This window comes from Phenylobacterium sp. (assembly GCF_036563385.1).
In the GTDB taxonomy this organism is placed as follows: Bacteria; Pseudomonadota; Alphaproteobacteria; order Caulobacterales; family Caulobacteraceae; genus Phenylobacterium.
Genome location: NZ_DATCML010000004.1, coordinates 1,058,673 through 1,084,439 on the forward strand (window position 1 = coordinate 1,058,673; position 25,767 = coordinate 1,084,439).

The window sequence follows — 25,767 nt, forward strand, 5'->3', positions numbered from 1 at the left end:
CCCTGGCGGGCCAAACTTTTCTCGGTGCCGGCACTTTTTGACGCCGGCGTCAGAAACGGCGGAGCCCGCCGTCGCCCGCGCCGACCCGGACGCCGCGGCTGCGCGGCGCCCCGTCGGGCCAGCCTCACCAGATCCGCACACGCATCTCGGGCGCGACATACATCGGGTCGCCCGGCTTGACGCCGAACGCGGCGTAGAACGCGTCGATGTTGCGCACGGGCAGGTCCACGCGGCTCTGCGGCGGCGCGTGCGGGTCCGAGACCAGCACCTGGCGCATCCGGTCGTCCCGGTACTTGCCCCGCCAGACCTGCGCCCAGCCCAGGAACACCCGCTGGTCGCCGGTCAGGCCGTCGATCACCGGCGCCGGCTGGCCCTTCAGCGACAGGTGGTAGGCGTCGAGCGCCAGCAGCAGGCCGCCCAGGTCGGCGATGTTCTCGCCCATGGTCAGGTCGCCGTTGATGAAGGCGCCGGGCAGGATCTCCACCGCCGCGTACTGCTTGCCGAGCTTCTTGGCCTCCGCGTCGAACCGCGCCGCGTCCTCGGCGGTCCACCAGTCGCTCAGCCGGCCATCGCCGTCCGACTTGCGGCCCTGGTCGTCGAAGCCATGGGTGATCTCGTGGCCGATCACCGCGCCGATGCCGCCGTAGTTGATCGCCGGGTCGCCCTCGGGGTCGAAGAACGGCGGCTGCAGGATGGCGGCGGGGAAGACGATCTCGTTCTTGGTCGAGGAGTAGTAGGCGTTGATGGTCGGCGGGGTCATGCCCCACTCGGCGCGATCCACCGGCTGGTCGATGCGTCGGGCCCGGTAGGCCCAATCGAAGGCGACCGCCCGCTTGACGTTGCCGTAGAGGTCGTCGTCGCGAAGGCTCAGCGCCGAATAGTCCCGCCACTGGTCGGGATAGCCGATCTTCACCGTGAACTTCGCGAGCTTCTCCAGCGCCTTGGCCTTGGTGGCCGGCCCCATCCAGGCGAGCTTCTCGATCCGGCCCCTCATGGCGGTTTTGATGTCGGCCACCAGGGCGTCCATCTTGGCCTTGCTCTCCGGCGGGAAGTAGGCGTCGACGTAGAGCTTGCCCAGCGCCTCGCCCACCTGGTTGTCCACCAGGTTCACGCCGCGCTTCCACCGGGGCTCCTGCTGCGGGGTGCCCGACAGGGTCTTGGCGCGGAACTCGAAGTTCGCCTGGTCGAAGGCCTTGGACAGGTACGGCGCGGCGTTGTCGGCCAGGTGGAACGCCATCCAGGCCTTCAGCGTGTCCACCGGCGTCTTGCCATAGATGGCGGCGATCTTCGGGAAGGCGGTGTTTTCGCTCACCACCACCTGCTTGCGGGAGGGCAGGTCCATGCCGGCCATGAAGGCGGCCCAGTCGAAGCCGGGCGCGTCGGCCGTCAGCTTCGTCAGGTCGTAGGGATTGTAGGTCTTGTCGTCGTCGCGCCGCTCGGCGCGCGTCCAGGAGACCCGTGCGATCTCGGTCTCCAGGGCGACGATGGCTTTGGCGTTGGCCGCGGGGCTGGGCCAGCCGGCGAGGCCGAGCATCTTGGCCACATAGGCCTCGTACGCCTGCTTCTGGGGCGCGAACCGCTCCACCAGGTAATAGTCGCGGTCCGGCAGGCCGAGGCCCGCCTGGCCGAGGTAGACCGTATACTTCAGCGGGTCCTTGGCGTCGTCGTAGATGGCCGCGGAGAAGAACGAGCCGCCGAAGTCCCTCTGCGACTCGCCCATCAGGCGCGCCAGGTCCGAGCGGGTCCTGGCGGCGCGGATCTGGCCCAGGTCGGACGCCAGCGGGGTCGCCCCCAGCGCCTCCACCCGGGCCTCGTCCATGAAGCTGCGATAGAGCGCGCCCACCTTGGCGGACGGGCCGGCGGCGGCGCCATCGGCGGCGGCCTTTTCGGTGACGGCGCGCATGCGTTCGCGGGACAGCTCGTCCAGCACGTTGAAGGCCCCGTAGGTGGAGCGGTCGGCGGGGATCTCCAGCCGGTCCATGTAGCCGCCGTTCGCCCAGCGGAAGAGGCTGTGGCCCGGCGTGGTGCTCGTGTCCCGGCCGGCGAGGTCGAAGCCCCAGGGACCCATGCGAGGCGCCTTGGAAAGGTCGCGGGCGGCGGGGCTGGCGGTCTGGGCGGAGGCGGTCTGGGCCAGGGCGGGGGCGGCGGCGAGCAGCGCGGACGCCGCGGCGGCGGCGAGCCAGAGGGTCTTGGTCACGAATGGGCTCTCGAAGGGTTCCAGCCCGCCGACCATGACCCGGTCTCAGCCCGTCACACCCGTTACATTTTGGACAGGATCGGCGGTGAGAGGCGCCGGCTCAGTGGTGGTGGTGCGCGCTGTCCGCGGCGGGCGCCAGGCCTGTGCCGACCTTCAGGTCCACCTTGGCTCGCGCGCCGCTGGCGAAGCTCAGGGTCACCGGCACGCTGTCGCCCGGCGCCAGGGCCTTCTTCAGGCCGATGAGCATCAGGTGGTAGCCGCCCGGCGCGAACGTGGCCCGGCCGCCGGCGCCGGGGATCGGCACGCGCGCCTGGCGGCTCATCCGCATCACCCCGCCTTCCAGGCTGGAGCGGTGGATCTCCACCTTCTGGGCTAGGGGGCTTTGCGCGCCTACAAGGGCGTCGGCCGCCTTCGCCCCGTTGGTGATCGTGAAGAAGCCGGCCCCCGTGGTCCCGGCCGCCGCGGGCCGGCTCCAGGCGTTGGTGACGGTCAGCATGTGACCCTGAGCGGCGGCCGGCGCCGCGACGGCCAGCGGGGCGGCCGCCACCAGGGCGGCGAAGGCGAGCTTCGTGATCATGGCCGCCTGTTACGCCACGTGGCGGATTTCTCAACCCGGCCCCGTACGCCATAGTCCCGCGAATCGCGAACCTGGAGACCGGATGGAAGGGCACGTCGAGGCCGCCGCCTACAAGGATGTGGTGTTGTTCCTGGCGACCGCCGGCATCGTCGTGCCGCTGTTCCGCCGCTGGAAGATCAGCCCGATCCTCGGTTTCCTCGGCGCGGGCGTGCTGCTCGGCCCCTTCGGGCTCGGTGGTCTGGCGGACGAGTTCGGCTGGATCGGCAATCTGACCATCGACAACCCCGACGAGGTGGCCCAGCTCGCCGAGTTCGGCGTGGTCTTCCTGCTTTTCATGATCGGCCTGGAACTGTCGTGGGAGCGTCTGCGCCTCATGCGCCGCTTCGTCTTCGGCCTCGGCGCCGCCCAGGTGACGCTGTGCCTCAGCGCCATCGGCGGCGTGGCCTGGCTGGCCGGCGCCTCGCCAGGAGCGGCGATCGCCATCGGCGCCGCCTTGGCGCTGTCGTCCACGGCCATCGTCATGCCGATCCTCACCGAGCAGAAGCGCCAGCATGCGCAGGCCGGCCGCACCGTCTTCTCCGTCCTGCTGTTCCAGGACTTGGCGGTGGCGCCCATTCTCGTCACCCTGGCCCTGTTCGGGCGGCGCGAGGACGGGGGCGGGGCGGCCAACCTGCTGATCTCCTTCGCCAGCGCCGCGCTGGGCGTGGTCATCCTGTTCGTCGTTGGCCGCCTGCTGCTGCGACCCATGCTGCGCTCGGTCGCCAAGGCGCGCAGCGAGGAGCTGTTCGTCGCCGCCTGCCTGCTTGTGGTGATCGGCGCCGGTCTGGTGAGCGCGCTCACCGGGCTTTCCATGGCGCTGGGCGCCTTCATCGCCGGCCTGCTCCTGGCGGAAACCGAGTACCGCCACGAGGTCGAGGTGGTGATCGAGCCCTTCAAAGGCCTTCTGCTCGGCCTCTTCTTCCTGTCCGTGGGCATCGGGCTGAACCTGCCCCTTCTGCTCGCCCGCCCGCTGCCCATCGTCGGCGCGGCCGCGGGCCTGATCCTGGTCAACGGCTTGGTGACGTTCGGCCTGGCCCGCCTCTTCGGCCTGGGAACGCGGCGGGCCGCCGAGACCGCCCTGCTGCTGGCGGCGGGCGGCGAGTTCGCCTTCGTGATCCTGGGTCAGGCCATGCAGACGGACATCGTGCCCCGCCAGCTGGGGGAGAGCGTGCTGGTGGCGGTGACGCTCTCCATGTTCGCCGTGCCGTTCTTGGCCCAGCTGGGGGTGCGGATCGGCGGGCGGCAGGTGGCGCCGTCCGAGTTGCCGCCCGAGGCCGCCGGCGAGCGGGAGCTCCAGCCACGCGTGCTGATCGCCGGCTACGGCCGGGTCGGCCGACTCGTCGGCGAGATGCTCCACAACCACGACATCCCCTGGGTCGCCGCCGAGTCGGACGCTCGCATCGTCGAGCAGGCGCGCCGGGCTGGGGAGACCATCTACTTCGGCGACGCCGCGCGGCCGGAATTCCTGCAACGCTGCGGGCTTCCAGACGCCCCGGCCCTCGTGGTCACCATGGACAATCCGGAGGGCGCGGAGGCCATCGTCGCCACCGCCCGGGCGTTGCGTCCCGACCTGACCATCGTCGCTCGCGCCCGGGATGCGCGCCACGCCAAGCGGCTCTACGAACTCGGCGCCACCGATGCGGTGCCCGAAACCGTGGAGGCGAGCCTGCAGCTATCCGAGGCCCTGCTGGTGGAGATCGGCGTTCCGATGGGCCTGGTGATCGCCTCGATCCACGAGCGGCGCGACGCCTTCCGGTCCGAGCTGAACAGGCCGGAAGCCCTGGGCGGCCGCACGCGCGCGCGGCGTCGACGCGACGGCGCCTGATCGGCGCCGGAAAAGCGGCGAAAAGGAATCGCAGCTCAACTGCACCACGGCCGGAACCAAGCGCAGCCATGGACGTTGAGGGGTCGGCGCCGCAGGGGTGCGGCCCGCCAGTGCGAGTCGGGGATGCTTTCGCCTTTGTCCGTGGTCCGATCGGTTGCCGCGCCGCGCGGGGATGATCGTCGCCCGGGCCCAGAGTGCGGCATTTCGGCAACTATACAAGGTATTCCAAGGACTTCGCGCATCCTTGCGGGCGCTCGTCGCTTAAGTGCTCAAGCAGGCGTGAGGTGCAGAAGACAGGTTTCGGCCTACGGGAGATCGCCAGGCCTTCCGGATGGTCGTAGATCGGAGGCGTTTCGCCTCCGCCCGCCGTTGATCGCGGAGGGTTTCGTCGTATAGCGTCCTGGCTTAGGTTCGCGCGGCTGGGGAAATTGCGGTCTGAGTGTGGCTCTGGCGACACTTACGCAACCATCCGGCCTTGATATAACGATGCTGGGTCAATTGGCCGCAGCACATCGGGCAACGAGAGGGCTCTGATTATGAAGTTGAAACTCCTTGCAGGGGCTGCTCTGGCTGCGGTGTTCACCGCGACCGGGGCCGCAGCGCAAGTCGGCTGGTATGGTGCCGTCGACCTCGGCTACCACTGGCCGGAAAGCCTCGAGGCGACCTCGTCCGCCAACGCTCCGAACGGTGCGCCCTATGCCTGGGACTTCAACCAGGAAGACGATTGGGCGGGCTTCGCGCGTCTCGGCTACCAGCTGAACGACAACTGGCGCGTCGAGCTCGAGCTCGGCTATCGCGGCGGCGACCTCGAGTCGGTCCGTGGCAATGGCGACGCCGGCACGATCGTCGGCCTCTGCACGCCGGGCATCGTCCGCACCGCCGCGTCCCCGGCCTGTAACGCGCCGGACGGCGACGTGACGTCGTGGACCGTGATGGGCAACATCCTCTACGACTTCGCCCCGGGCTCGGCGATCAATCCCTTCGTGGGCGCCGGCCTCGGCGTGAACCACGTGGAGATGGAGACCCTCGGCCAGTTCTCGAACGTGCCGGGCGCCTTCACCGCCGCCAATCCGGCGATCCAGAACCTGGCGATCGACGACGACGACACCGCCTTCGCCTGGCAGCTGATCGCCGGCCTGGCGTGGCGCGCCACCGACCGCCTGAATGTCGACCTGACCTACCGCTACCTCGGCGGCTCGGACCTCGACTTCGCCTCCACCGGCACCAACAGCCTGCAACCCGGCGTGTTCAGCGGCGAATACCGCGACCAGTCGGTGACGCTGGGTCTGCGGTACTCGTTCGCGGCTCCGCCGCCGCCGCCGCCCCCGCCGCCGCCGCCCCCGCCGCCCCCGCCGCCGCCTCCCCCGCCGCCGCCCCCGGCTCCGGCGTTCGAAGCCCGGCAGTTCATCGTCTACTTCCCGTTCGATCAGTACATCCTGACGCCGGAAGCCCAGACGGTGGTGACGGAAGCCGCCAACTACGCCCGCAGCGGCAACGCCACGCGCGTCGTGGTGGTCGGCCACGCCGACACCTCCGGCTCGCAGGCCTACAACGTCCGCCTGTCGGAACGCCGTGCGAAGGCCGTGGCCGACGCGCTGGTCTCCGCCGGCATCAACCAGACCTCGCTCTCCGTCGACTGGAAGGGTGAGACCATGCCTGCGGTCGCCACCGGCGACGGCGTGAAGGAACCGCTGAACCGTCGTTCCACGATCGACATCAATCCCTGATCTCGATCGCCGACGGTAAAGTCGGAACGCTAGCGGGAGCCCGGCCGAAAGGCCGGGCTCCTTGCGTTTGAGTGGCTGTCGCGCCCTGCCTCCCAGGTGAGCGGCAGCGAACGGTGGAGGGGGCGAGCCCCACGCCCTGCCGGCCGTTCGCCCCCTCCACCGTCCGCTCTTCGGTCAGCTGGCGCTGACCTAGGCGAACCGTCCCCCTCCCCCGCTGCGCAGGGGAGGCTGAGCGCACCTCACACCGGCAGCTGGGTCGTCGACTTCACCTCTTCCAGCACCGCATAGGTCCGGGTCTCCCGCACGCCGGGGATGCGCACCAGGACGTCCTCCAGAAAGGCGCGCCAGGCGGCGAGGTCCTTCACCCGGCTCTTGATCAGATAGTCGAAGCCGCCTGCCACCATGTGGCACTCCAGCACGTCGGGCGAGCGCCGGGCGGCGGCGGCGAAGGTGTCGAACACCTCGGGCGTGGTGCGGTCCAGCACCACCTCCACGAAGATCAGCACGCCGCGGTCGATCTTCTCCGGGTCCAGCAGGGCGGCGAAGCCCTTGATGTAGCCCGCCTCGCGCAGCCGCCGCACCCGGTCGGAGCAGGCTGACGGCGAGAGATTGCACCGCTCCGCCAGCTCGGCGTTGCTGATCCGGCCATCGGCCTGCAGCGCGCGCAGCAGCCGGCGGTCTGTGTCGTCCAGCCGTAGGTTGTTCGCCATTTCGCCCCCTCCGCCGCAGGTCTCCGGCGTTCCGGTCCCAGAGACGTAGCACATTCGGCAGGTAGAGCGTTATGCCGGAGGAACTTGCGCAGGAGGCCGCCGTGCCGTTTGATCATCTGGACGATCAGAAGTTCCTCGACGAGCGCGCCGCGGTCGCCGCCGCTCTGGAGACCAAGCCCCTGAGCTTCGAGGAGCGCGGCCAGGTTCGCGACGAGGCCGAGGCGCTGGTGCGCGCCGCCCGGCGCGCCGCCAACCGCCAGGGGGTGGTGGAGAGCTTCCTCCAGGAGTTCAGCCTCTCCACCCGCGAGGGGCTGGCGCTGATGTGCCTCGCCGAGGCCCTGCTGCGTACGCCCGACGAGGAGACCCGTGACCGACTGATCGCCGAAAAGATCTCCTCTGCGGATTGGGCCAGCCACGCCGGCCGGTCGGACTCGTTCCTGGTCAACGCCTCCACCTGGAGCCTCATGCTCACCGGCCGCCTGATCGAGCCGGACGACGAGGCCCGCCGAAACCTGCCCGGCTTCATCAAGCGGCTGGCCGGCCGCCTGGGAGAACCGGTGATCCGTCGCGCCGTCGGCGCTGCGGTCCGCATCATGGGCGAGCAGTTCGTGCTCGGCGCCACCATCGACAAGGCGATCCGCCGCGCCGCGCAGGAGGGGTTCACCTGCTCGTTCGACATGCTGGGCGAGGGGGCTCGCACCGACGCCGACGCCGACCGCTACGAGGCGGCCTACGCCAACGCCATCGCCGTCGTCGGCGCCCAGGCGAAGGGGCAGGGGCCGGAGGCGGGGCACGGCATTTCCGTCAAGCTCTCCGCGCTGTCCCCGCGCTACGACGCGCGGCAGCCCGAGCGGGTGTGGAACGACCTCTACCCGCGCGTCTTGCGGCTCGCCGCCCAGGCGTCGGCCGCCGACATCAACTTCACCCTCGACGCCGAGGAAGCCGATCGCTTGGTGATCTCGCTTGAGATCCTGGAGCGGCTAGCCAATGCGCCGGAGCTCGGCGGCTGGAAAGGCCTGGGCCTCGCCGTCCAGGCCTACGCCAAGCGGAGCCCGCAGGTGATCGCCGCCGTCGCCGATATCGCGCGGGCGAGCGGTCGGCGGCTGATGGTGCGGCTGGTGAAGGGCGCCTACTGGGATTCCGAGATCAAGCGCGCCCAGGTGGCCGGCCTGCCCAACTACCCGGTCTATACGACCAAGGCGGCCACCGACCTTTCCTACCTGGCCTGCGCCCGCGCCTTGCTCGGCGCCGCCCCGCACCTCTACGGCCAGTTCGCCACCCACAACGCCCACACCCTGGCCGCCGTCCGACTGATGGCGCGGCAGGCGGGTCTGGCCTGCGAGTTCCAGCGTCTGCACGGCATGGGCGAGGCGCTCTACGCCGCCGCCCAGGAGCGTTACGGAGACTTCCCCCTCCGGGTCTACGCGCCGGTCGGCAGCCACGAGGACCTGCTGCCCTACCTCGTCCGCCGGCTGCTGGAGAACGGCGCCAACACCTCCTTTGTCCACGCCCTGCTGGACGAGCGCACGCCGGTGGCGAAGGTCGTGTCGGATCCCGTCGGCCTTGTGGAGGCCACTGGCGGCGCACCCCATCCGCGCATTCCCCTGCCGGTCGACCTCTACGGGCCCAGCCGCCGCAACTCCGTGGGCCTCGACCTCTCCACCGCCGCCGATCGGCTGCGCCTCTCGGCCGCGCTCGCCGCCCTGGAACCGCTGCAAGGCGGACCCATCGTCAGCGGCCGCCTGCTGCCCGGTCAGGCCAGTGAACCGCGCGTGTCGCCCGCGGACGTCGCTCTGGAAGTGGGCCGCGCGTCCAGCGCCACACCGGCGGACGTGGATGCGGCCTACGCCGCGGCGCGCAAGGCGCAGCCGGCCTGGGACGCGCTCGGCGGCGAACGCCGCGCCAAGGTCCTACGCGCCATGGGCGACGCGCTGGAGACCCACCGTGACCGCCTGATCGCCATCTGCGCGCGGGAGGCGGGCAAGACTCTGCAGGACGGCATCGCCGAGGTGCGCGAGGCTGCCGACTTCTGCCGCTACTATGCAAGCCTCGCCGAGAAGCAGTTCGCCCACGCCGAGACGCTAAAGGGACCCGTCGGCGAGACCAACCGCCTCTATCTGCGCGGCCGGGGCGTGTTCGCCTGCATCAGCCCGTGGAACTTCCCCCTGGCCATCTTCACCGGCCAGATCGCCGCCGCCCTGGCGGCCGGCAACGCCGTGCTCGCCAAGCCGGCCGAGCAGACGCCGCTGATCGCCTGCGAGGCGGTGCGCCTGTTCCACCAGGCGGGCCTCGACCCCGACCTTCTGCACCTGCTGCCAGGCGACGGGGCCACCATCGGCCAGGCCATGGTGGCTCACGAGGGCTGCGACGGGGTCGCGTTCACCGGCGGCACCGACACTGCCTGGGCGATCAACCGCACCCTGGCCGCCCGCCAGGGCCCGATCGTGCCGTTCATCGCCGAGACCGGCGGGCTGAACGCCATGTTCGTGGACACCACGGCCCTGCGCGAACAGGTGCTGGATGACGTCCTGCTCTCCGGCTACGGCTCGGCCGGCCAGCGCTGCTCGGCGCTGCGCCTGCTGTTCCTGCCGCACGAGACCGCCGACCACCTGATCGAAGGGCTCGTCGCCGCCATGGACACCCTGGAGGTGGGCGATCCGGCCGATCCGCGCACCGATGTGGGCCCGGTGATCGACGCCGAGGCCCGCGGCATGCTCGAGGCTCACGTCCAGCGGCTGGAGGCGGACGCGAAGGTGCTGCACCGGATCGCCGCTCCGGCCTCGGGCCACTTCTTCGCGCCCACCCTGGCCGAGATCCCGGACGCCAGCTTCCTCGGCAAAGAGGTGTTCGGCCCGATCCTGCATGTGGTCCGCTACGACCCCGCCGACCTGGGGACGGCCGCCCTGCCGGTGAAGGCGGCGCGCTACGGCCTGACGCTCGGCGTGCACAGCCGGCTGGAGTCGTTCGCCGAGCAGGTCCAGGAGGCTGTGCCGGCCGGCAACGTCTATGTGAACCGCTCGATGATCGGGGCAGTCGTCGGGGTCCAGCCGTTCGGCGGCGAGGGCCTCTCCGGCACAGGGCCCAAGGCCGGCGGTCCGCACGCCCTGCTGCGCTACGCCGTGGAGCGCGCGGTCAGCGTCAACATCGCCGCCCAGGGCGGCGATCCCGCCCTGCTCAACCTCGAGGTCTGAAACCAGCGATCAATCGATTGGCGCCGGCGGCCATGGGCGGCGGTCGGCGCCACTCGCATGCTGGGGTGGTCCTGAAGACCTGGAGCGCCCCGTGCCCCGCATTGCCATCGCCGTCCTCGCGCTCGCCCTCGCCGCCGCGTCGGCCGCCGAGGCCGCCGGCTACAAGGCGCCGCGCACCGCCTTTGGCCATCCCGACCTGCAAGGCCTGTGGACCAACACCGCGGTCACCTTCCTGCAGCGGCCGCCGAACTTCAAAAACCTGATCCTCACCGAGGCCGAGGCCGAGCAGCTCGCCGCCGGCTTCCGCAAGATGGTCGAGCCGCTGATCAGCGAGGCGCCCATCGACCCGAACCTGCCCGCGCCGCCCGAGGTGGAGGAGGTGCAGAACGCCGATTTCATCGAGATGCAGCTCGCCGCGGGCCGCATCGACGGCAAGCCGCGCTCCTCCTGGATCGTCGACCCGGCGGACGGCCGGCTGCCGCTCAGCGACGCGGGCCGCCAGCTCGGCCGGGAGCTCACCCGCTACCGCTACGACAGCTACGAGTACCGGCCCAAGGACGAGCGCTGCCTCACCGCCATCGGCTCACCCGAAGGCCCGCCGATGATGAACTCGGGCTTCAACGGCCACTATCAGGTCGTCCAGACCCGGGACCATGTGGCGATCCTGGTGGAGATGAACCACGACGTCCGCATCGTGCGCCTCACCGACCGCAAACGTCCCGCCGATCCCGTCCGCTCGTGGCTGGGCGATTCCATCGGCTGGTGGGAGGGCGACACCCTGGTGGTCGAGACCACCAACCTGCGGCCGAACACCTTTATCGGCAGCCTCGGCGGCGGCTTCGCCTACGGCCCGCGGGCCAGGCTGACCGAGCGCTTCACCCGCACCGGTCCCGGCGACATCCTCTACCAGTTCGAGGTGGAGGACCCGGACGTCTTCACCCGTGTCTGGCGCGCCGAGATGCCCTGGCGCGCCGCCAAGGGCCCGATCTACGAATACGCCTGCCACGAGGGCAACTACTCGCTGGAGAACATCCTGGCCGGCGCCCGGGCGCAGGACCGCGAAGCTACGGGGAAACCTGCGACGCCGCCGCCTCCAGCTGCGGCGCCCGCGCCCGCGGCCGGCCAACCCTGAGCAGGGCCGCCAGCATCGGCTTTTCCACCCACCGGTGCAGCGCCAGCCCTGCCCCGATCGAGAGTACGACGCCGAGGCCCACGACCGTCAGGAACTGAAGCCAGCCCTCCAGCGCCATCGTCTTGCACCGCCAGGACACGACCGCCAGCACCAAGGTGTGGAACAGGTAGATGGCGTAACTCGCGTCCCCAAGCGCCAGCAGCGGCTTGCTCGGTCGCTGCGCCCACCGCGGCTCCAGCGCCATCACGCCGGCGACCAGGGCGGCGCTGGCCGCGATCAGCCCGAGCTTCGGCAGATGGGCCCAGGGGCTGAAGTGGGCCGCCAAGAGGCCCGCGCCGAGGGCTCCGAGCCCCCAGGCGCTGGCGAACCCCGCCCACCGCTCGCGCAGCCAGGCGATGGCCAGGCCCGAGAAGAAGGCGAGCAGCAGCGGGCTGGTGTAGGTCTTCAGCACCGGATCGGCCGGCGTCAGCAGCAGCCCGCCGGCGACCAGCAGGAGCAGGGCCGCCGAGGTGAAGACCATCACCCGCTTCATCGCCAGGCCGACGGCGAACAGGCCGTAGAAGAACATCTCACAGTTCAGCGTCCAGCCCGGCACCAGCACTGGCCAGACCATGCCGCGATGCAGGCTGCCCTCGTGAGGAATCATCGCAAGCGAGAGGATGAGGTCGCGGCCGGTGGGCGGCTCCAGATCCCGGTAGGCGAGCCAGGCCACGAACGCCAGGGTGGCGACCCAGTAGAGCGGGACCACCCGCAGAACCCGCCGCCGCATGAACTCCAGCGGCTGCGCCTCGCGCGCGGTCACGAACATGATCACGCCACTGATCACGAAGAAGATTTCGACCCCCGCCGTGAAATCCCAACCAGCGAGGGGATTGAACAGCCAGGGGCGTGGATTGCGGGCGTGCGCCAGCAGCACGAGCAGCGCTGCGGCTGCGCGCAGGTACTGGATGCCCAGCAGCGTCGAGCGTTGTGGCGTCACCCCCATCCGCGCCCTCCTATCACGGAATGGTGATGGGGAAAGTCGCCGTGGCCTGCGACCAGACGGCTGGCGATGGATCGGCCACCCTGAGGGAAGCCGAAACAGAGTCTTGCGCGTTGGTGCCGCGGACGCCGGGGAGCCGGCGCGAGGGACGTGCATGACGCTTCAGCAGGGTCTGGCCTTTGGCCTGATCGGGATCACGATCGCCGCCTTCATTTGGGGACGCTGGCGCTATGACGTTGTCGCCCTGACGGCCCTGGTGCTCGGCGTCGCCATCGGCGTCGTGCCGGCGGAGGACGCCTTCTCAGGGTTCGCGAACGACGTGACGGTGATCATCGCCTGCGCCCTGGTGGTGAGCGCCGCTTTCGCCCGGTCTGGCATCGTGGAGACGGTGTTGCGACCCGTGTTGCCGCACCTGACCAGCGCGCGAACCCAGGTGCCGCTTTTCACGGCCGCGGTGACCCTCCTGTCCATGGTCACCAAGAACGTGGGCGCCCTGGCGATCATGATGCCCATCGCCCTGCAGGTGGCCAAGCGGACGAACACCGCGCCCTCATGCCTCTTGATGCCCATGGCGTTCGGCTCGCTGATCGGCGGCACCGTGACCCTGGTGGGGACCTCTCCGAACATCCTGGTCTCAGAGGTGCGCGAGCAACTGCTGGGCCAGCCGTTCGGCATGTATGACTACGCGCCGGTGGGCCTCGGCATCACAGCCCTGGGGCTGGTGTTCCTGTCGTTCGGGTACCGGCTGCTGCCGCTGGGCCGGGTGACGGCCGAGACCATGGACGCGGCGCTGGAAAGCGCGCCCTACTTCACCGAAGTGGAGGTCCCGGAGGACTGGAGTCTGGAGCGGCGCACGGTGCGCCACCTGCAGGCCCTTGGCCAGAACGAGGTGACGGTCATGGCTCTGCTGCGCGCCGGGAAGCGGCGCTCGGCCCCGCATCCCAACACTCGCCTTCAACCCGGCGACGTGCTGCTGCTGGAGGGCGAGCAGCAGGCGTTGGACGCCCTGATCCAGCGCGCCAAGCTGAAGCTGACGCGTTCCGATCGGCCGGTGGCCATGGAGGAGCCGACCGACGAGGTGCGCGTCGTCGAAGCGGTGATCGGCGCTGACTCGAGCCTAGTGGGCCGCTCAGCCCAGCAGGAGGATCTCTACGGCCAGCACGGCGTGAACCTGCTCGCCGTCAGCCGCGCGGGCTACCGCACGACCCGCGAGCTGCGGACCGTTCGCTTGCGACAGGGGGACATCATCGTGTTGCAGGGGGGCGAGCGAACCCTCCCGGGCGCGCTCAAGACCTTGGGCCTGCTCCCACTTGCTGAGCGGGAGGTGCGACTGGGCGGCATTCGCCACCGCGTGGCGCCGGCGCTCATCCTGCTGACCGCCATGGTGCTCGTGGCTTTCCGCATCACGCCCGTGGCCATGGCGTTCTTCGCCGCCGCCCTCGCCATGGTCTTGGTGGGGGCGATCCGGATGCGCGAGGCTTATTCAGCCCTGGACGGCCCGGTGCTGGTGCTGATCGCCGCGCTGATCCCGGTTTCCGACGCGATCCGCGCGACAGGCGGGGCGGACCTCGTAGCTGCGGGGCTCGCCGACGCCTTTCGCGGTCAGCCGCCGGTCTTGGCCGTCGGCGCCGTCATGTTGGTTGCGATGGCGGCGACCCCGTTTCTGAACAACGCTGCGACGGTGTTGATCGTCGCACCGATTGGGGGCGCGCTGGCGAAGCTGCTGGGGCTCAATCCGGACCCCTTCCTGATGGCGGTCGCCCTTGGCGCGGCGTGCGACTTCCTCACCCCCATTGGTCACCAGTGCAACACGCTGGTCATGGCTCCCGGCGGCTACAAGTTCACCGACTATCCCCGATTGGGCGCCCCGCTCAGTGTGCTCGTCCTGGTTGCGGGCACCATCCTCATTTCGTGGGTGTGGCCGCTGGCGGGTTGAGCGGCCACTTCACAGTCGCGTGAACTGGCGCTGCGACCATCCGCCCATAGCTCAATCCACCGAGGGGGCCGTTAGCCAATTAACCTCTGCTTTACGAAAAAAGCCTGGGGGCGGACGGCTCGCCTCATTGACGACTCCTTAGCCAACGTGTCCCCATATGTGGGCAGGTTGGGTGCTGGGACACACAACATGTAGGGGCAGCTGGGAACCGCGGCGAAGGCGCCGGGTTCCTCTTAGGGGACGGGTCCAGGACGATGAGTGAAGCGGCGAAGGTTGGGATCGTCGAGCAGGCTGGCCGCGCGGAGACCCGCGCCGACCGCCCGCAGCTGCAGCTTGTCCGCAAGGTCGAGGTCGACCGGTCGCGTGACGCCCTGCTGACGGATTTCGGAAAGACGACGCTGGAGGACCGCTACCTGCTGCCTGGCGAGTCGTACCAGGACATGTTCGCCCGCGTGGCCACGGCTTTCGCCGACGACGCCGACCACGCCCAGCGCATCTACGACTACATTTCGAACCTCTGGTTCATGCCGGCGACGCCCGTCCTGTCGAACGGCGGCGCCGACCGTGGCCTGCCGATCTCATGCTTCCTGAATGCGGTGCCCGACAATCTCGATGGCATCGTCAGCGTCTGGAACGAGAACGTCGCCCTGGCCTCGAACGGCGGTGGCATCGGCACATACTGGGGTGGTGTCCGCTCCATCGGCGAAAAGGTGAAGGGCGCCGGCCAGACCAGCGGCATCATCCCCTTCATCCGGGTCATGGACTCGCTGACCCTCGCCATCTCCCAGGGCTCGCTGCGCCGTGGCTCGGCGGCGGTCTACCTGGACATCCACCACCCGGAGATCGAGGAATTCCTGGAAATCCGGAAGCCGTCCGGCGACTTCAACCGCAAGAGCCTGAACCTCCACCACGGGCTGTCGATCACCGACGAGTTCATGGAAGCCGTGCGCGACGGCGCGATGTTCGGCCTGCGCTCGCCGAAGACGGGCGAGGTGATCCGCGAGGTGGACGCCCGCTCGCTCTGGCAGAAGATCCTCGAGGTCCGCCTGCAGACCGGCGAGCCCTACCTGATCTTCTCGGACACCGTGAACCGCGCCATGCCGCAGCATCAGCGCGAGCTCGGCCTGTCGGTGCGGCAGTCGAACCTCTGCTCCGAGATCATGCTGCACACCGGCAAGGACCACTTGGGCCAGGAGCGGACCGCGGTCTGCTGCCTGTCCTCGGTCAATGCCGAGAAGTTCCTGGAGTGGCGCGACCACCCGACGTTCATCGAAGACGTGATGCGCTTCCTCGACAACGTGCTCGAGGACTTCATCAGCCGGGCGCCCCCGGAAATGAAGAACGCCGTCTACGCCGCGCAGCGTGAGCGTTCGGTGGGCCTGGGCCTGATGGGCTTCCACTCCTTCCTGCAGGCCCAGAACGTTCCGTTCGAGAGCGCGCTGGCCAAGAGCTGGAACATGCGGCTCTTCAAGACGCTGCGCCGCGGCTGCGACGCGGCTTCGCGCAAGCTCGCCGCCGAGCGCGGCCCGTGCCCGGACGCGGCCGATCGTGGCGTCATGGAGCGCTTCAGCCACAAGATCGCCATCGCGCCGACCGCGTCGATCTCGATCATCTGCGGCGGCACCAGCGCCGGCATCGAGCCGATCCCGGCCAACATCTATACCCACAAGACCCTGTCGGGCTCGTTCGCGGTGAAGAACCCCTACCTGGAGCGCCTGCTCGAGGAGAAGGGGCAGAATACATCAGCTGTGTGGGACTCCATTCTCGAGAACGAGGGCTCGGTTCAGCACCTCGATTTCCTGGCGCAGGACGAGAAGGACGTGTATAAGACTGCGTTCGAGATCGATCAGCGCTGGGTGGTTGAGTTGGCTGCTGACCGTACACCTGACATCTGTCAGTCGCAGTCAGTAAACCTCTTCCTTCCCGGGGATATCGACAAGTGGGATCTACACATGCTCCACTGGTCTGCTTGGGAGCGTGGTTGTAAGTCTCTTTATTACCTGCGGTCGAAGTCCGTGCAGCGGGCGGCGCATGCGGGGGGCGAGGGGCTGGCGGCGGTCGAAATGACTACCGAGGGCAAGACCGATTACGAGGAGTGCCTCGCCTGCCAATAGTGGCGCCGTTAAGGTTAGCTTGAGCATAGTGAAGAGGCCGCAGCGATCCTGCGGCCTTTTTGCCGCGCAGTATTCCCTTGCCAGCCGACGAAATGCGGGCGAGCGTCCCCAGGTCAGGAACAAGTTTGCGGTTTGCGGCTTAGCTTGTTCGTGGGACAGTGCAGCTTGAACCACGCGTCATGACGTGGGCTGGGAGATAGACAGGATGCGGCGAGTGGCTCTTGCAGCCATCGTGCTTTCCGTGGGCGGCGCAGGCGCTGCGTCCGCCCAATCCTTCGTTCCCCATTCCGCCACCCAGGCCCTGCATGCCGCCGCCTTCGCCGAGCGCGACGCGGTGCTGGACGGCCAGCGGGCGAAGTTCGCGGTCAGCGAGGCGCCGCTCTCCAGCCGCGCCCACGGATCGGTGGACTCGGTGCGCCTGAGCGTCGCCGGCGTCCTGGACGCCCCCGGAGGGCCGCTGGCCTTCGACCGCGCCGAGTTCCAGCCGCGCGACGTGGACGTCAGCCTGATCCGCACCTGGCCCAAGGCGCTCAGCTTCGAGGCCGGCAAGTTCGACGTCGACCTGTCGCCGCACGCCGGCGTGGGCGTCGGCAACCGCGGCGGCTCGGCCGAGGCGGGCGCCGAGGTGCGTCTGTCGGCCCCGAAGACCCGCGAGGAGCGCGCCGTCGAGCAGCTGAAGGACATGGGCGTGGGCGACGGCGCCAGCTTCGGCGACCGCGGCCGCTGGTACCTGTTCGCCGCCGCCAGCGGCCGGGCCGTGGGCCTGAACATGCTGCGCAGCGAAGGCGACTGGGACCGCGCCGGCTGGACCACCGACCCCACGTCCGAGCTGGTGGGCGACGCCCAGGTGGGCGTGGGCTGGCGCAAGGGCGCGATGCAGACGTCGTTCGGCGTCGTCCACCGCGAGGTGCGCGGCGAGAAGATGATCTTCGGCCAGATGACCCGGGACGACACCGTGGCCGCCTTCAGCTTCGCCATCCGCCCCGGCCAGTAGGCGAACCTTCCCGAGTCACAACCGCAGCTAGGCGCCCGCCGGCGTTATGCCTAAGCTTCGCTCCGGGACGGAGGGGCGGCGATGGCCTTGCGGGCGTACAACCAGGCGGACCTGGAGGTCCACTTTCCGGCGACGCGATCGGCGGAGGACAAGACCCGGTTCGAGATCGCGCTCGCCTGCACGGGCGGCACCTCCACCGGCGCCTACATCGCCGGCGTCCTGGACTTCATCCTGGAAGCGCTCGAGTGCTGGGGCGAGGCCCGCGACGCCGGCCAGGCGCCGGACCACGACGTGCGCCTGACCACCCTCGTCGGGACCTCCGCCGGAGGCCTCGGCGTCTCGCTGGCCGCCCTGATGAGCGTCCGGCGCTTTCCACACGTCTACGACCCGCAGATCTGGGCGCAGATCGGCGACGGGAGGCCGCAGGAGAAGGACAGGAACCCGCTCTGGCGCGCCTGGGTGAAGGAGATCAGCCTCGACAAGCTGCTGGCCCATCCTGACGACGCCGAGGCCGGCGAGCCGTCGTTGTTCTACGCCGCGCCGCGCGACGTGCGCGATACGGTGTTCAAGCTGGTCGCGGAGGCGCCCTTCGCCTCAGGCCGCGACTGGCTGGCCGACCCGCTCGACCTGCGGGTCGTGGTGGGCGACCTGCGCGGCGTGCCCTACGCGCTCGACTTCAACAACCTGGCGCCGACCACCAACGTCAACCAGCGGCTGCACATGCACCGCGATCACGTCGCCTTTGCGGTGCAGACGGACGTCGCCGGCGGCCGCCGCTTCGGTAAGGCGGATGCGCCCGACGCCCACCTGCTCAAGGCCGGCGAGTTCGACCAGGGTCCCGCCTGGGCGCTGTTCGGCGAAACGGCGGTGGCCAGCGCCGCCATCCCCCTGGTCTTCCGCACGGTGCGCATCGCCCAGGACCCGCGGGCCTACGACTGGCGCGCAGCCTGCTGGGACGAGGCGCTCGGCCGGGCCATTGTCGACCTGCCGGCCTGGCGCGAGCGGCCCACCCCCGACTTCAGCTTCACCGCCACGGACGGCGGCCTCTTCGACGACGCGCCGTTCGACCTGGCGCGCCGCCGGCTCGCCGGCGAGCGCGGCCGCAATCCCCGCGCCCCGCTGGAGGCCTGCCGCGCGGTGGTCCTGGTGGATCCGCTGGTGGACGAGACCGCCGGCGTGCCCGGCGACCCGGGCGCCGAGCGCGAGTCCGACGGCAAGCCCGTGACCCCGCGGACGCGGCTGGGCCGGCTGCTGTCGGCGCTGGTCTTCGCACCGATCAGCCAGGCGCGGCTCAGCACCTTCGACCTCGCCCTGATCAAGGACGAGGACAGCCGCAGCCGTTTCATGATCGCGCCCTCCCGCTGCAGCCCGAACAATCCGAAGGAGGGATGGGGCCCCGGCCTGTCGCTGATGACCTCGCCCATGAAGGCCGTGCTGGGTTTCGCCGACGAGGCCTATCGCGAGCACGACTTCCTGCTCGGCCGGCGCAACGCCCAAGCCTTCCTCAGGCGGCACTTCCACCTGCCGAAAGGCCACGCCCTGTTCCACGGCAGGACGGGCTGGACGGCCCGGGAAGAGCGTGAAGACGAGTACCCGATCATCCCCCTGCGCGGGACGGCGGACGTGGAGTGTTCAAACGATCCGGAGTGGTCGTGGCAGGCCCTCGACAAGGGCGACATCGACCGTCTCACCACGGCCTTCGGCAAGCGGGCGGACGGCCTGCGCAAGAACCTGCTGAAGACCCTGGGCGCCAACTGGCTGCTGCGGACGGGGTTCGCCGCCTACTGGAAACTGTTCGGCGGGCGCAAGGCGGTGGAGAAGATGTTCCGGGACGCGCTGACCACGGCGCGGGACGGCCTGAACCCTGCCGACCGCCGCCGCTCCGACCGCGGCTACTGACGGCCGGCGGCTAGCCCTCCCAGCCGTCGTCGAACGGAAACCGCTCGGCCCAGAGCCCGGCCAGGCGCGGCTCGGCGTCGACGCGACGCACCACCTCCGCCATCTTCGGCGCGACCGCGTAGAAGCGCCGGCGCCTGGGGGTCCAGCGGGAGACCACGGTGACGTAGAGGTCGAGCACGCTCAGCCGGTCGCCCAGGATGTAGCGGCCCGGCGAGACCTGCTGGTCCATCATGCGCCAGCAGTCGGCGATCCGCTCGGCGGTGCGGGCCAGGATCACCTGCTCGGCCGCCTCGCCCTCGGCCAGGCGCGAGGGAATGTCGCGCACCCAGTACATCGGATAGATCTGGCCGGGGATGTAGGCCATCCAGCGCAGGAACTGCGCCCGGGCGGGATCGCCGGGCAGCGGCGCGAGCCCGGCCTCGGCGTGCTGCTCCGTAAGCCACAGCAGGATGGCGGCGCTCTCGGTGAGCAGCTCACCGGAGGGCAGCACCAGCGCCGGCACCTGGGCCAGCGGGTTCACCCGGGTCAGCCGTTCGTCCTCATGCGCGAAGACGCCTTCCTTCAGGTCCACGCGCGCGTAGGGCTCGCCCATGAGGGTCAGGGTGGCCTCGACGATGGTCGAGCCCCAGCCGGGGGAGCCGTAGAGGCGATAGGTCGGGTCCATGGTTTCCATCCCCAGGTTCTTCACAACATGTTGGGCGCCTGCGCCAACTTGGCGCTAGATGTTGTCGGAAATCGGCGCCACCTTGAGTCCCATCAAGCTCACGATCCGCGCGCAGGGGAAGCCGCCAGTGACCGTCCAGACGCCGTCCGCCGCCACGTCCTCCCGCCCGCTGCCGGGCCTGCTCACCCCGTCCTACGCCTACAAGCCGTTCCGCTACCCGTGGGCCTACGACTTCTGGAAGAAGCAGCAGCAGGTCCACTGGATGCCGGAAGAGGTGCCGCTGGGCGAGGACCTCAAGGACTGGGCGTCCAAGCTCAACGACCGCGAGCGCAACCTGCTCACCCAGATCTTCCGGTTCTTCACCCAATCGGACGTCGAGGTGAACGACAACTACATGGAGCGCTACAGCCGCGTCTTCAAACCCACCGAGGTGAAGATGATGCTGGCCTCGTTCTCCAACATGGAGACGATCCACATCGCGGCCTACGCCCTGCTGCTCGAAACGATCGGCATGCCCGATTCCGAGTTCACCGCCTTCCTCGACTACAAGGCGCTGCGCGACAAGCACGACTACATGCAGACCTTCGGGGTCGACACCGACGCCGACATCTGCCGGACGCTGGCGATGTTCGGGGGCTTCACCGAGGGGCTGCAGCTGTTCGCCAGCTTCGCCATGCTGATGAACTTCCCCCGCCACAACAAGATGAAGGGCATGGGCCAGATCGTCAGCTGGTCGGTGCGCGACGAGAGCCTCCATTGCGAAGGCATCATCAAGCTCTACCACGCCTTCAACAAGGAGACCGGCGCGGTCACCAAGGCGGTGGCCGACGACATCGTCGACTGCTGCAAGACCGTGGTGGGCCTGGAGGACAAGTTCATCGACCTGGCCTTCGAGGCCGGCGAGGTCCAGGGCATGACCCCGGACGATATCAAGAAGTACATCCGCTTCATCGCGAACTGGCGCCTGCGCCAACTGGATCTGCCGCAGGTCTACGACGTCACCAACGAGAACCCGCTGCCCTGGCTGCAGTCCCTGCTCTCGGGCGTCGAGCACGCCAACTTCTTCGAGGCGCGCAGCACCGAGTACTCCAAGGCCGCCACCAAGGGCTCGTGGCACGGCAACGAGGGCGTCTGGGCGAGCTTCGACGCCCTGATGGCCAAGCGCAAGGAGAGCGGGGAGCTGGTGGCGGGGGAGTGATCCCCGACACAGATCCGCGGTGATCACGGTCCGGGCGCAGCCAAGGGCCGGATCGATGAACACGGCGCCGCCGGCCAGGAGCTGGCGGCGCCGTTTTCATTCGCTTCGGAGGCCCTCTACCTCCCCCGTTGCGGCAGCAACGGCGGGAGGGGGACCGCCGGCCGAGCGCGCAGCGCGGAGAGCCTGTGGTGGAGGGGGCGAGCCTCAGGCGCGGCGGAAAGACGGGCGCTGGCGGCCCGGTGCGTGGGGCTCGCCCCCTCCACCCCCCGCTCTTCCGCCCGCGGGCGGAAGAGCGGGGGAGGTAGGGGCGGCGCCCGCGGAATAGCTGCCGAGGGTGATGAAGAGGCCTGCTCGCCGCATCCCCCCACTGTCATCCCGGTTTCCGCGGAACGCGGAAGACGGGGACCTCTCATCGCTTGGGGCGGAGGAGGAGACGGGGCCGCAGGCCCGCGCGCGGTCGAGTCGGCGCGGAGATGGAGGTCCCGGTCGTCGGCTTCCGCGGAAACCGGGATGACAGTTGGGGGCGGTGCTGCGTGGGGCTTGCCCCCTCCACCTCCCGCTCTTCCGCCCGCGGGGGCGGGCGTCGGCGGGCGGTCCCCCTCCCGCCGCTTCGCGGGGGAGGTAGGTGGTGAAGAGGCCTGATGGTCGCCTCCCCCACTGTCATCCCGGTTTCCGCGGAAGCGGAAGACCGGGACCTCTCAGCGCCTGTGGGAGAAGGGGAGGCGCGGCGGCAGGGCTCGTGCGGGCTCGGTCGGCGCGGAGATGGAGGTCCCGGTCTTCGGCTGCGCCGAAACCGGGATGACAGTTGGGGGCCCGCAGCTTCGCGGGGGAGCTAGGGCGCGGGGGTTTGGCTAGGCGGGCGGCGGCTTGCCTTCGGGCCAGGGGGCGTCGAGGGGTTCGTGCCAGCTCATGTCGGGGGCGCGGCCGAGGAACTGGGCGGCGCCGGGGCAGGCGACGCGCTTGCAGCGGGCGCGGCGGTTCCAGAGGCTGAACGCCGGGCCGCGGATGCGCGCCACGTGGCGGAGGTTGACGCGGGTGGTGAGGCCGCAGGCCTGGCATTTCGCCAGCACGTCCCAGCCGCGGGCCTCCATCTCCGTCACGGTCTCGCACTTGCGGCGGCGCATGGAGACGGGCACGCGATCCGGGTTCGGCGGGACCAAGCGGGGTACTCGTACTGGGCGGCGGAGACACGACAGGATACGAACGTAACGAGAACACCCGTCGCGCGCCAGCGATCCCAAGTTGCGGGCGGCGGGTCAGGCGATCAGCGCCTCGCCGTGGTCCTGGCTCCGCTGGTCCGGCTCATGTTGGCCGGGCTCTCGTGGCGAGCGGCATCGCGAGATGCCTGCTGCGCCATGGATCTCACGGTAGATGCGAGCCGGCCGGGCTCGGCAAGTCAAGGACGACGCCCGAGGCGTCGCCGCGGAGCGGCCGGCCGCAGGCCGGTCCTTGAGTTGCCGATCCCGGCCGGCAGGATGGCCGCCATGAGATCAATGACGGGGTGCGTCCGGAGGACGGTCCATTAGGCCTTGGGACCGCCTGCGACCGGAGCTGTCGTAGCGGCGTGCGACGGTGGGCGGCATGACCTACCGGTTTGCGTTCAAGACGCATGTGAAGGATGCGATCAATCGCAGGGCTGGCGGCCGGCGAAACGCTGAAGGCGGTGTGCGAGGACCCGCAGATGCCCTCCACGGTCCTGGTGCACAGCTGGGCCCGCAAGGACGCCGCCTTCGCCGCGGCAATCGCCGAAGCGCGGGCGCTGGCCAAGGCCCGGGCCGGCGTCGTGGTCGACCCGGCCAAGCTGGCCGAGATCTGGCGGCGGCTGGGCGAGGGCGAGCAACTGCACAAAATCCTGCAGAGTTCGCCGCACCTGCCGAGCCGCGCGGTGTTCAAGCTCTGGCGGCAGCAGGACCACCTGTTCGATGGCGAGCTGCGCGCCTACTGGCGGCGCAGCCGCGAGGGCAAGCCGCGCAAGCCCAGCCGCGCCTTCGACCGGCAGATCGCCGACCGCATCCTGGTCCGCTGCGGTCGCGGCGACCGCCTGAGGGACATCCTGCGCTCGGACAAGGCCTTCCCCTGCCTCAAGGTGCTGGAGCGGTGGCGGCGGGAGACGCCCGGGTTCGACCACGAGCTGCGGGTCTGCATGCGGTTCGGCAAGGCGGCGCGCACGCGGGCGAAGGTCGAGGACCTGACGCCGGAGATCGTCGAGGCGATGATGCAGGGGGCGTCGCTCCGCAGCCTGGCGCAGGCCTGGGCGGCGGCAGGGCGCAGCGACCGGCCGAAGCTCAAGACGCTCTACAGCTGGGTCGCCACGCGACCGGAGTTCGCCTCGGACCTGCAGCTGGCCTGCCAGATCCGCGAGGAGGACTTCATGGAGCGGGAGTACGAGATCGCCATGGCCGCCACCCCGTCGAACCTGAGGGCGACGAAGGCCGCGCTGCGGGAGCTGAACGGGCGGCGCGGGCGGCTGAAGCGCGGCCTCGGCCGGCGGTGGCTGCCCGACGAGGGGGTGGAGGAGTAGGGGGCGGAGCGTGGGCTTGGCCGCAGCGTCAGGCGCGGCTTTCCGGTTCGCCCTTCCGCGTAGGCGCTCCACCCCGGGCTACCCCCGCCGTCCAGGTGAAGCAGGCATCGCAGATGCCTGCTGCGCCATGGATCTCACGGCAGATGCAAGCGGACCGGGCTCGGCAAGTCAAGGACGGCCCGGAGGGCCGCCGCGGGGCGGCCGGCCGGAGGCCGGTCCTTGAGTAGCCGATCCCGGTCCGCAAACTGGCCGCCATGAGATCAATGACAGGGTCCGTCCGAGGGACGGGCTTCTAGGCCTGACGCGGCTGACTTACTCTCCGGTCTAGCTGCGCCGGGGGCGGGGAGGCCATCAGCCGCGGACCCGATGCGCACGCGGGCGCGAGCCGCTACATAGGCGGCGACATGCTGAGGATCTCGGAACTGAAGCTGCCGCTGGACCACGCGGCGGAAGACCTGCCGACGGCGATCGCGGCGCGGCTGGGGCTGCGCGACGGCGAGCTCCTGCGCTGGTCGGTGTGGAAGCGGGCGCACGACGCGCGCCGGAAGACCGCGATCCTGAAGGTCTATATCGTCGACGCGGAGGTGAAGGACGAGGCCGCCGTGCTGCGGCGGCTGGCCGCCGACCCCCACGTGCGCCCGACGCCGGACACGGCCTACCGCCACGTGGCGACGGCGCCGCCGGGCGTGGGCGCGCCCGGGACCGGGCGGCTGCGGCCGGTGGTGGTGGGGGCGGGGCCCTGCGGCCTGTTCGCGGGGCTGATCCTGGCGGAGATGGGCTTCCGGCCGATCATCCTGGACCGGGGCAAGGTGGTGCGCGAGCGGACCAAGGACACCTGGGGCCTGTGGCGGCGCAGCGAGCTGAACCCGGAGTCCAACGTGCAGTTCGGCGAGGGGGGCGCGGGCACCTTCTCGGACGGCAAGCTCTACAGCCAGATCAAGGACCCGCGGTTCCTGGGCCGCAAGGTGCTGACCGAGTTCGTGGCGGCCGGGGCGCCGCCGGAGATCCTGACCGAGGCGCACCCGCACATCGGCACCTTCCGGCTGGTGACCATGGTGGAGAGCCTGCGGGCCAAGATCGAGAGCCTGGGCGGGGAGTACCGCTGGACGCAGCGGGTGACGGACGTGGAACTGGACCGCGGACCAGACGGGGGACGGCGCGTCCGCGGCCTGCACCTGCACACGGGCGAGTTCCTGGAGGCGGACCAGGTGGTGCTGGCGGTGGGCCATTCCTCGCGCGACACTTTCGAGATGCTGCACGGGCGGGGCGTGTACATGGAGGCCAAGCCGTTCTCCATCGGCTTCCGCATCGAGCACCCGCAGTCGTGGATCGACCGGGCGCTGTTCGGGCCTTGCGCCGGGCATCCGGACCTGGGGGCGGCGGCCTATTCCCTGTCGCACCACTGCCGCAACGGCCGGACGGTCTATTCCTTCTGCATGTGCCCGGGCGGCACCGTGGTGGCGGCGACCTCGGAGCCGAACCGCGTGGTCACCAACGGGATGAGCCAGTATTCGCGCAACGAGCGGAACGCCAATTCCGGGTTCGTGGTGGGGATCTCGCCCGCCGACTATCCGGGCGAGGGCCCGCTGGCCGGCGTCGCCCTGCAGCGCGAGCTGGAGAGCCGGGCGTTCGTGGCGGGCGGCAGCGACTATTTCGCGCCCGGCCAGCTGGTGGGCGACTTCCTGGCGGGGCGGGCCTCCACGGCGCTGGGCGGCGTGGTCCCCAGCTACAAGCCGGGCGTGCGGCCCACCGACCTGGCGGCGATCATGCCCGACTATGTGGTGGAGGCCATGCGCGAAGCCCTGCCGGTGTTCGGGCGCAGGATCCCCCGCTACGACGACCCCGAAGCGGTGCTGACCGGGGTGGAGACGCGGACCTCATCGCCGGTGCGGATCACCCGCGGGGCCGACTTCCAGAGCCTGAACGTGCGCGGCCTGTTCCCGGCCGGCGAGGGGGCGGGCTACGCCGGCGGCATCCTCTCGGCGGCGGTGGACGGCATCAAGGTCGCCGAGGCGGTGGCCCGCGCGGTGGCCGGAGAGGCCGCCGCCTGAGGCGCCCCCC

Annotated in this window: 17 protein-coding genes; 11 read left to right on the forward strand and 6 right to left on the reverse strand. The window is 70.2% G+C overall.

The genetic code is table 11. The features are described from left to right. Positions 1 to 124: 124 nt before the first annotated feature. Together VIL67_RS06110 and VIL67_RS06115 are read right to left on the reverse strand one after the other, a co-directional pair. Positions 125 to 2,197 carry a M13 family metallopeptidase gene (locus VIL67_RS06110; RefSeq protein WP_332047949.1) on the reverse strand — a complete coding sequence of 691 codons (2,073 nt, stop codon included), beginning with the start codon at positions 2,195 to 2,197 and terminating at the stop codon, positions 125 to 127. 100 nt (positions 2,198 to 2,297) lie between these two features. Further along, positions 2,298 to 2,774 (reverse strand): copper chaperone PCu(A)C, encoded by a 477-nt coding sequence (locus VIL67_RS06115; RefSeq protein WP_332047950.1) that lies wholly within the window; start codon positions 2,772 to 2,774, stop codon positions 2,298 to 2,300. Between the two features lie 82 nt (positions 2,775 to 2,856). Between VIL67_RS06115 and VIL67_RS06120 the strand changes: the two genes are divergently transcribed. After that, entirely contained in the window at positions 2,857 to 4,638 is a 1,782-nt protein-coding gene (locus VIL67_RS06120; RefSeq protein WP_332047951.1) for a cation:proton antiporter domain-containing protein, read from the forward strand. A 536-nt stretch (positions 4,639 to 5,174) separates the two neighbouring features. Beyond that, on the forward strand, positions 5,175 to 6,365 hold the full coding sequence (locus VIL67_RS06125; RefSeq protein WP_332047952.1) for an OmpA family protein: 1,191 nt from the start codon (positions 5,175 to 5,177) through the stop codon (positions 6,363 to 6,365). A 239-nt stretch (positions 6,366 to 6,604) separates the two neighbouring features. Here the strand turns inward: VIL67_RS06125 and VIL67_RS06130 are convergent, their stop codons facing one another. After that, positions 6,605 to 7,075 carry a winged helix-turn-helix transcriptional regulator gene (locus VIL67_RS06130; protein WP_332047953.1) on the reverse strand — a complete coding sequence of 157 codons (471 nt, stop codon included), beginning with the start codon at positions 7,073 to 7,075 and terminating at the stop codon, positions 6,605 to 6,607. A gap of 71 nt (positions 7,076 to 7,146) precedes the next feature. Between VIL67_RS06130 and putA the strand changes: the two genes are divergently transcribed. Next, on the forward strand, positions 7,147 to 10,266 hold the full coding sequence (putA, locus tag VIL67_RS06135) for a bifunctional proline dehydrogenase/L-glutamate gamma-semialdehyde dehydrogenase PutA (protein WP_332047954.1): 3,120 nt from the start codon (positions 7,147 to 7,149) through the stop codon (positions 10,264 to 10,266). Between the two features lie 91 nt (positions 10,267 to 10,357). Then, positions 10,358 to 11,398, forward strand: coding sequence for a hypothetical protein (locus tag VIL67_RS06140; protein ID WP_332047955.1), 1,041 nt, complete (start codon positions 10,358 to 10,360; stop codon positions 11,396 to 11,398). Here VIL67_RS06140 and VIL67_RS06145 read toward each other — a convergent pair. Continuing rightward, the gene (locus VIL67_RS06145; protein ID WP_332047956.1) at positions 11,331 to 12,383 is read right to left on the reverse strand and encodes an acyltransferase family protein; all 1,053 of its coding nucleotides are present in this window, start codon (positions 12,381 to 12,383) and stop codon (positions 11,331 to 11,333) included. The two genes, VIL67_RS06140 and VIL67_RS06145, sit on opposite strands and share 68 nt — an antisense overlap. A gap of 151 nt (positions 12,384 to 12,534) precedes the next feature. Between VIL67_RS06145 and VIL67_RS06150 the strand changes: the two genes are divergently transcribed. The 4 genes from VIL67_RS06150 (at position 12,535) to VIL67_RS06165 (ending at position 19,323) form a co-directional block, all read left to right on the forward strand. Further along, positions 12,535 to 14,316 (forward strand): SLC13 family permease, encoded by a 1,782-nt coding sequence (locus VIL67_RS06150; RefSeq protein WP_332047957.1) that lies wholly within the window; start codon positions 12,535 to 12,537, stop codon positions 14,314 to 14,316. Positions 14,317 to 14,570: 254 nt separating this feature from the next. Further along, complete coding sequence (locus tag VIL67_RS06155; RefSeq protein ID WP_332047958.1) at positions 14,571 to 16,430, forward strand: ribonucleoside-diphosphate reductase subunit alpha; 1,860 nt, start codon at positions 14,571 to 14,573, stop codon at positions 16,428 to 16,430. 214 nt (positions 16,431 to 16,644) lie between these two features. Then, positions 16,645 to 17,424 (forward strand): lipid A-modifier LpxR family protein, encoded by a 780-nt coding sequence (locus VIL67_RS06160; protein ID WP_332047959.1) that lies wholly within the window; start codon positions 16,645 to 16,647, stop codon positions 17,422 to 17,424. A gap of 81 nt (positions 17,425 to 17,505) precedes the next feature. After that, positions 17,506 to 19,323 (forward strand): patatin-like phospholipase family protein, encoded by a 1,818-nt coding sequence (locus tag VIL67_RS06165; protein ID WP_332047960.1) that lies wholly within the window; start codon positions 17,506 to 17,508, stop codon positions 19,321 to 19,323. Between the two features lie 10 nt (positions 19,324 to 19,333). Here VIL67_RS06165 and VIL67_RS06170 read toward each other — a convergent pair whose 3' ends face one another. Continuing rightward, positions 19,334 to 19,987: a glutathione S-transferase family protein gene (locus tag VIL67_RS06170; RefSeq protein ID WP_332047961.1), complete on the reverse strand. Its 654-nt coding sequence runs from the start codon at positions 19,985 to 19,987 to the stop codon at positions 19,334 to 19,336. A gap of 127 nt (positions 19,988 to 20,114) precedes the next feature. Between VIL67_RS06170 and VIL67_RS06175 the strand changes: the two genes are divergently transcribed. After that, positions 20,115 to 21,185 (forward strand): ribonucleotide-diphosphate reductase subunit beta, encoded by a 1,071-nt coding sequence (locus tag VIL67_RS06175; RefSeq protein ID WP_332047998.1) that lies wholly within the window; start codon positions 20,115 to 20,117, stop codon positions 21,183 to 21,185. 851 nt (positions 21,186 to 22,036) lie between these two features. Here the strand turns inward: VIL67_RS06175 and VIL67_RS06180 are convergent. Beyond that, positions 22,037 to 22,309, reverse strand: coding sequence for a hypothetical protein (locus tag VIL67_RS06180; RefSeq protein WP_332047962.1), 273 nt, complete (start codon positions 22,307 to 22,309; stop codon positions 22,037 to 22,039). 494 nt (positions 22,310 to 22,803) lie between these two features. On the opposite strand from VIL67_RS06180, the gene VIL67_RS06185 reads away from it, so the two are divergent. Beyond that, entirely contained in the window at positions 22,804 to 23,706 is a 903-nt protein-coding gene (locus tag VIL67_RS06185; protein ID WP_332047963.1) for a terminase small subunit-like protein, read from the forward strand. Positions 23,707 to 24,110: 404 nt separating this feature from the next. Next, entirely contained in the window at positions 24,111 to 25,757 is a 1,647-nt protein-coding gene (locus tag VIL67_RS06190) for an NAD(P)/FAD-dependent oxidoreductase (RefSeq protein WP_332047964.1), read from the forward strand. The last annotated feature ends 10 nt before the right edge of the window (positions 25,758 to 25,767 follow it).